This is a genomic window from Streptococcus varani (assembly GCF_001375655.1).
Classification (GTDB): Bacteria; Bacillota; Bacilli; order Lactobacillales; family Streptococcaceae; genus Streptococcus; species Streptococcus varani.
In genome coordinates, this window is record NZ_CTEN01000003.1 from 506,441 (window position 1) to 512,440 (window position 6,000).

A 6,000-nucleotide genomic window follows, 5' to 3' on the forward strand; every position below is an offset into this window, starting at 1 on the left:
AGAGGAAACTGGTTATTACCAGAAATTGTAGTCATTTTTATTTTTTTCATCATTCGATGCTTTTTAGGATCTCCTAACCAACTTCACAACCGCTTCGGTCCTTGCAGTATGAGGAAACATATCCACGCTTTGGATATAGTCTACCTTATAAACCTTAGCCAATTTGACCAAATCACGCGCCAAAGTTGATACGTTACAAGAAACATAAACCATTTTAGCTGGCTGGTATTTCAAAATTGTCTCCAACAGACGATCATCCAAACCAGTACGTGGCGGATCGACCACCAAAGCATCTGCCCGATAACCTTGGGCATACCATTTAGGGATAATCTCTTCTGCCTTACCTGCCTCATAGTAAGTATTTTCAAAACCCAGCCTAGCAGCATTTTTCTTAGCATCTTCAATGGCTTCAGGGATAATATCCATCCCCCTTACAGACTGGACCTTCCCAGCAAAAGCAAACCCAATGGTCCCCACACCACAGTAGGCATCAATGAGATGCTCTGATCCATCCAAATCCAGTGCCTTGACAGCTTCCCCATACAAAACCTCTGTTTGCTCAGGATTTAATTGGTAAAAAGCCCGAGGTGACAAGTCAAATTCATAGCCCAAAACCGATTCCCGAATGCTTTCTTGCCCCCAGATAATCTCCGTCTTCTCTCCATAAATCTCACTGGATTTGGACTTGTGATGATTGAGAGCCACCGTTACAATAGCCGGAAATTCTGCCACCAATTCCTTAATCAATCCCGTTAAATTCACCTGACGAGAGGTAACAAAAATCAACTGCACCTGGCCAGTTTCCCTAGCTCGACGAACCATAACCGTTCGAACTCCTTGAATCTTACGCTCATCATAAATGGGAATCTGATGCTTGGTCAGCAAATCAGCAACCTGAATGATGATAGCTTGTGTTGTCTGATCCTGGACCAAACATTCCTTAATGGCCACTAGACGATGGCTACCCTCCGCATAAAGTCCCGCCTGAACCTTGCCTTTAAAAGACCGCGTTTGAAACTGAAGCTTCCCACGATAATATCTGGGTTCCGGCATTCCTAAGGTTGGACGAATATCATATTCCTCAAAACTAGCAGGTTGGTATTTTTTGAGCGCCTGACGCAACAAATCCGCCTTAAAATCCAACTGCTTATCATAGCGCAAGTGCATGATTTGACAGCCACCACAAGCCTCATAAATGTCACAAGCAGGCTCGACACGAAACTTGGAAACCTTATTGATCTCCAACAAACGCGCCTCTGCAAAATTTCGTTTCACAGCCGTAATCTGGCAAAAAACATCTTCTCCCTTGAGGGCACCGGGTACAAAGACCAATGTCTTCTTGAAAAAACCAATCCCCTCACCATTAATCCCCATCCGCTTGATTTTCAGCGGAATTTTTTGTTTTACTCGCAAGTTCATTTTAATCAGGCTGTCTGAAAACAGCTCCCTCCCTCTTGATCATGTCTAAGACCTTAGGACCCACACCCTTAATGGCTAAAAATTCTTCCTCCGTCAACTGCGACAGCTCCTCTAATGTAGTAATGCCAATTGTCTTTAAATAGTCTGTTACTTGAGCTTTCAAACTAGTGCTTACCAAGACAGTCCCCATTTGTCGAAAAATCTCACCGATATCAATAAAAGAATTGAAAAATCCCTGAATATAGGGACCCGCCACCAAGGTCACTGGAAAAATTGCAAAAAATGCCCAATAGATTTCTGACACCGTTTCTGGCATATAAGCCGAATGAAGAGCGACCTGTTGAACCTCATCAAAAGGAAAATCTCGATGTACTCCAAATATTCAAAGCCATCAATGGTAGCTAAAAGTTCTTCAAACAAGTCCTCGGCAATCTCTTCTTCCCCAGCCATCAGAGCGGCAACAAGATAAAGCAATACCATTGCACCATCTTCTCCGAAATCTTCTCGGCTATTGAAAAATGATTTGGCTTTCGGAAAATCAGACAAAATCACATAAAGTGACAATATCTCATAGCGAGTATCCAGCTGGTCGTTATAATCTAGACTGTATAATTCCTGAAAAATAGCTAACGCCTCACGGTAGCGACCAGTTAGTTTGTACTGTCCGGCTAAATCTCGATAAATAGCTAGAAAGGTTTTCTCATCCCGATTGGTCCAGCCCGCACGAGCTGTCCTAAGCCATTTAGGTCGCTCTTCAGCCACTAATGCCTCTAACAGTTTTACATCCTGGTAAGGACCTTCCTGTCCCAGCACATTGCCAAAGCTCTCTCTGCCCTCTTCTTCTCTTGGTTCTAAATATTGGTTAAAATCCACTATATTATCTCTCATTACACAACTTCCTCCTGAATCATCTCCCTCTATTCTACCATTTTCTGTTATAATAAACCTATGAAAATCACACATTTAAGATAGAAATCTTTCCCCAAGCTCCTAGAGATTTTTAAAATATAGGATGAACTCCCAAAAACAAAGGAACCCCAGCTCATGCCTCAAAACAATACCTTTCCAAATCTATCTGATTTACCAGAACCATTACAACCCTACCTAAAAGGTTCAAAACTCTCTGATTCCTCATCCCACTCAGGAGCCACCGTCCTCTATAGTGACAGGGGTTATTACCTCAAAATAGACCAAGCTACTAAATTACAAGAAGAAAACCTCTTAGCAAGGTACTTTTACGAATTAAATCTTGGAGTCCCAGTTTTAGAATACCTGACCTATGACGATATGGATTATCTGCTTACAAAAGAAGCCAATGGCTATTCTGCCCTTTCATTCTTAGAAAATCCCCAAGAAGTCTGCTTTACGCTGGCAAATGCTCTAAAAAAACTCCACAGCCTTACTCCCAAGGATTTTCCCATTCAAGATCGCTTGGAAAATTATCGGAAAATAGCCCAAGAAAATTACCAAAAAGGTCTCTTTTATGAAAAAGCCCTCCTTCCACAATTTGGCATCACGACCAAAGAAGAAGCATACAAACTCATACAAGAAAAAGGCCATCTTCTTACAAACAATGCCCTTATCCATGGAGATGCCTGTCTACCAAATATTATTTTAAAAGATGCTCATACCTTCTCATCTTTCATAGATTTGGGCCTAGCTGGCATCAGCGACCGCCATATTGATCTATACTGGGTCATTTGGTCCCTCAACTATAATTTAGGCACACCCATCTATGGAGATCTATTTTTAGATTATTACGGCAGAGAACAGATAAATATGGAACACCTATCCATTGTTGCTGCCTTCGAAGCCTTTGGCTAGAAAGAAACTGATGAAAATCACCAAACTCGAAAAGAAAAAAAGACTCTACCTCCTTGAAACAGATACAGACCAGAAAGTCTACATTACAGAAGATACCATCGTCCGCTTCTTTCTCTCAAAAGACAAGGAAATATCCGAAAAAGAATTAAAAGAAATCCAAACATTTGCCCAATTTTCTTATGGAAAAAATTTAGCCCTTTATCATCTTTCTTTCAAACAACGAACAAAAAAAGAAGTCAGTGACTACCTCCATTCACATGACATTGAAGCCACAATCATCCCACAAATCCTTTTAGAACTAGAAAAAGATAATTGGATTAACGACCAAAACTATGCGAAGAACCTCATTGAACAGAACCAGCTATCAGGTGACAAGGGGCCTCTCGTCCTTCAACAAAAACTAAGTCAAAAAGGGATCGATACAAGTATACTAGCCCAACTGATCCCCAACTACGACTTTACAGAAATTGCTGAGCGAGTTGCTAGAAAACTCGTTAAAAAATACCACAGTAAACTCCCTCTTAAAGCACTCAAAGACAAAGTAACCCATAATTTGATGACCAAAGGCTTCTCCTATAATCAGGCCAAACAAGCCATCTCAACATTGGAACTCCAAGCAGACCAAGAACAAGAAGAAGACTTTATTTATAAGGAACTAGAGAAACAGTTTAGAAAGTATTCAAAAAAATATGACGGCTACGAATTGAAACAGCGATTAACCCAATCTTTAGCCAGAAAAGGCTATGATTACGACCAAATCAAGTCCGCCCTTAGAGATTACATATAAAATTCACCCCATTCTAGTAAAAATATGGTATAATAATCTGGATTAAACTTAAATTGTAGAAAGATGGTAACATTGTGAAATTGCCCAAAGAAGGCGACTTTATTACAATTCAAAGTTATAAACATGACGGGGAATTACACCGAACTTGGCGTGATACCATGGTACTAAAAACAACAGAAAATGCCATCATTGGCGTCAACAACCACACCTTGGTGACAGAAAATGATGGTCGCCGCTGGGTCACACGAGAACCAGCAATTGTCTATTTTCATAAGAAATACTGGTTTAATATCATCGCGATGATTCGTGAAAATGGAACATCCTATTACTGCAATCTAGCAAGTCCCTATATTTTGGACGGCGAAGCCCTTAAATACATTGACTACGATTTAGATGTCAAAGTCTTCTCTGATGGAGAAAAACGCCTCTTAGATGTGGATGAGTATGAAAAGCATCGCAAGCAGATGCAGTATCCAGCTGATATTGATTACATTCTTAAAGAAAATGTCAAAATTCTTGTTGATTGGATCAATCATCAACGTGGTCCCTTCTCACAAGCTTATGTTAATATTTGGTACAAACGCTATTTAGAACTGAGAAATCGTTAAAGTTGCATAAAGAAAAAACCTGTTGAACAGGCTTTTTTCATACCTAGAAAGAAAAAGGAGAATACATGGCCTTTACCAATACCAAAGGAAGGTATGCCACTTTTGGCATTGTAACCTCCCTACCAGGAGAAGTAATCGACAGTTTCTGGTACTTTATAGACCAATATTTAAAAGGTGTCATTCCCTTAAACCATATCCTCTACTTTCATCTAAAAAACAAAAACGGCCTACTGTCTGTCACATTTTCTCAAAATGGATATCCTAAAAAGATTACCGTAGATTTCCCTTACAAATTTGATCCATTTTATCCTCATTCCGTAATAGTCGTTGATCGTGATGGTAAAGAAACCATCGCTCATCCAGATGAAGTAATCAATCTATAAAACTATATAAAACCAAAAAAGAACTGTTCAACAAACATTATAGACCTCTTAACTCAGATAAAAAATTATTGGATATGTGAATTACAAATTCTAATAACGAATATAGACGTTTCATCAACCCACTACAGTTACATAACGACAGTTAAGTTTAGGAGTTGCGATTGGGAACACCGGTAAGGGGGGAGGGACCCACGGAGGACTTTCGTTTGATATCTACAACTTATGACCATCGTACACAAAAAAGACAAGGCTTAGAAACCTTGTCTTTTCAACTTTTAAGCAATATACCGGCGGCCGGGGTCGAACCGGCACGTCCGTGAGGACACTGGATTTTGAGTCCAGCGCGTCTGCCAATTCCGCCACGCCGGCTTAAAAATTTATAACTGGGGTAGCTGGATTCGAACCAACGCATGAGGGAGTCAAAGTCCCTTGCCTTACCGCTTGGCTATACCCCAAAAAATAGGCGATCGAGGGGAATCGAACCCCCGAATGTCAGAGCCACAATCTGATGTGTTAACCACTTCACCACGACCGCCATATTCTGGACACGGGCAGTAGGAATCGAACCCACACTGAAGGTTTTGGAGACCTTAGTTCTACCTTTAAACTATGCCCGTAATATGGAGAGAGAGGGATTCGAACCCCCGAACCCGAAGGAGCGGATTTACAGTCCGCCGCGTTTAGCCACTTCGCTATCTCTCCAAAATATAAAATAATGGCGCGAGACGGAATCGAACCGCCGACACATGGAGCTTCAATCCATTGCTCTACCAACTGAGCTACCGAGCCATAATTTAATTGCGGGAGCAGGATTTGAACCTACGACCTTCGGGTTATGAGCCCGACGAGCTACCTAGCTGCTCCATCCCGCGTTAACAATATTTTAAGGAGGATGTGGGATTCGAACCCACGCACGCTTTTACACGCCTGACGGTTTTCAAGACCGTTCCCTTCAGCCGGACTTGGGTAATCCTCCAAA

General features: G+C 41.2%; 7 protein-coding genes and 8 tRNA genes. 4 read left to right on the forward strand and 11 right to left on the reverse strand.

The genetic code is table 11. From position 1 onward, the window contains the following. Nucleotides 1–63 precede the first annotated feature (63 nt). Genes rlmD through BN1356_RS08560 form a run of 3 tightly spaced genes read right to left on the reverse strand, consistent with a single transcriptional unit; the run spans nucleotide 64 to nucleotide 2,307 of the window. On the reverse strand, nucleotides 64–1,419 hold the full coding sequence (gene rlmD / locus BN1356_RS08550; protein ID WP_093650967.1) for a 23S rRNA (uracil(1939)-C(5))-methyltransferase RlmD: 1,356 nt from the start codon (nucleotides 1,417–1,419) through the stop codon (nucleotides 64–66). A gap of 1 nt (nucleotide 1,420) precedes the next feature. Further along, nucleotides 1,421–1,723, reverse strand: coding sequence for a DNA-directed RNA polymerase subunit alpha C-terminal domain-containing protein (locus BN1356_RS08555; RefSeq protein ID WP_176694260.1), 303 nt, complete (start codon nucleotides 1,721–1,723; stop codon nucleotides 1,421–1,423). Beyond that, entirely contained in the window at nucleotides 1,681–2,307 is a 627-nt protein-coding gene (locus tag BN1356_RS08560) for a tetratricopeptide repeat protein (RefSeq protein ID WP_093650969.1), read from the reverse strand. Before BN1356_RS08560 ends, BN1356_RS08555 begins: the two co-directional genes overlap by 43 nt. Nucleotides 2,308–2,463: 156 nt before the next feature. Here BN1356_RS08560 and BN1356_RS08565 point away from each other — a divergent pair, with 156 nt between their 5' ends. The 4 genes from BN1356_RS08565 to BN1356_RS08580 all read left to right on the forward strand — a co-directional run bounded on the left by BN1356_RS08565 (nucleotide 2,464) and on the right by BN1356_RS08580 (nucleotide 5,021). Beyond that, the gene (locus tag BN1356_RS08565; RefSeq protein WP_093650970.1) at nucleotides 2,464–3,243 is read left to right on the forward strand and encodes an aminoglycoside 3'-phosphotransferase; all 780 of its coding nucleotides are present in this window, start codon (nucleotides 2,464–2,466) and stop codon (nucleotides 3,241–3,243) included. Between the two features lie 10 nt (nucleotides 3,244–3,253). Then, the gene (gene recX / locus BN1356_RS08570) at nucleotides 3,254–4,030 is read left to right on the forward strand and encodes a recombination regulator RecX (RefSeq protein WP_093650971.1); all 777 of its coding nucleotides are present in this window, start codon (nucleotides 3,254–3,256) and stop codon (nucleotides 4,028–4,030) included. 74 nt (nucleotides 4,031–4,104) lie between these two features. Beyond that, nucleotides 4,105–4,638: a nucleoside tri-diphosphate phosphatase gene (gene ntdP / locus BN1356_RS08575; RefSeq protein WP_093650972.1), complete on the forward strand. Its 534-nt coding sequence runs from the start codon at nucleotides 4,105–4,107 to the stop codon at nucleotides 4,636–4,638. A gap of 65 nt (nucleotides 4,639–4,703) precedes the next feature. After that, nucleotides 4,704–5,021 carry a DUF960 domain-containing protein gene (locus BN1356_RS08580; RefSeq protein ID WP_093650973.1) on the forward strand — a complete coding sequence of 106 codons (318 nt, stop codon included), beginning with the start codon at nucleotides 4,704–4,706 and terminating at the stop codon, nucleotides 5,019–5,021. A gap of 285 nt (nucleotides 5,022–5,306) precedes the next feature. Here the strand turns inward: BN1356_RS08580 and BN1356_RS08585 are convergent. The 8 genes from BN1356_RS08585 to BN1356_RS08620 form a co-directional block, all read right to left on the reverse strand. Next, a tRNA-Leu gene (locus BN1356_RS08585) sits at nucleotides 5,307–5,390 on the reverse strand. 14 nt (nucleotides 5,391–5,404) lie between these two features. After that, a tRNA-Gln gene (locus BN1356_RS08590) sits at nucleotides 5,405–5,476 on the reverse strand. A gap of 7 nt (nucleotides 5,477–5,483) precedes the next feature. After that, nucleotides 5,484–5,556, reverse strand: a tRNA-His gene (locus tag BN1356_RS08595). 11 nt (nucleotides 5,557–5,567) lie between these two features. After that, a tRNA-Trp gene (locus BN1356_RS08600) sits at nucleotides 5,568–5,638 on the reverse strand. Between the two features lie 4 nt (nucleotides 5,639–5,642). Further along, nucleotides 5,643–5,723 (reverse strand) — tRNA-Tyr (locus BN1356_RS08605). A 14-nt stretch (nucleotides 5,724–5,737) separates the two neighbouring features. Then, nucleotides 5,738–5,810: transfer RNA gene (locus tag BN1356_RS08610), tRNA-Phe, on the reverse strand. Between the two features lie 9 nt (nucleotides 5,811–5,819). After that, nucleotides 5,820–5,893, reverse strand: a tRNA-Met gene (locus BN1356_RS08615). Nucleotides 5,894–5,907: 14 nt separating this feature from the next. After that, nucleotides 5,908–5,997 (reverse strand) — tRNA-Ser (locus BN1356_RS08620). Between the last annotated feature and the right edge of the window lie 3 nt (nucleotides 5,998–6,000).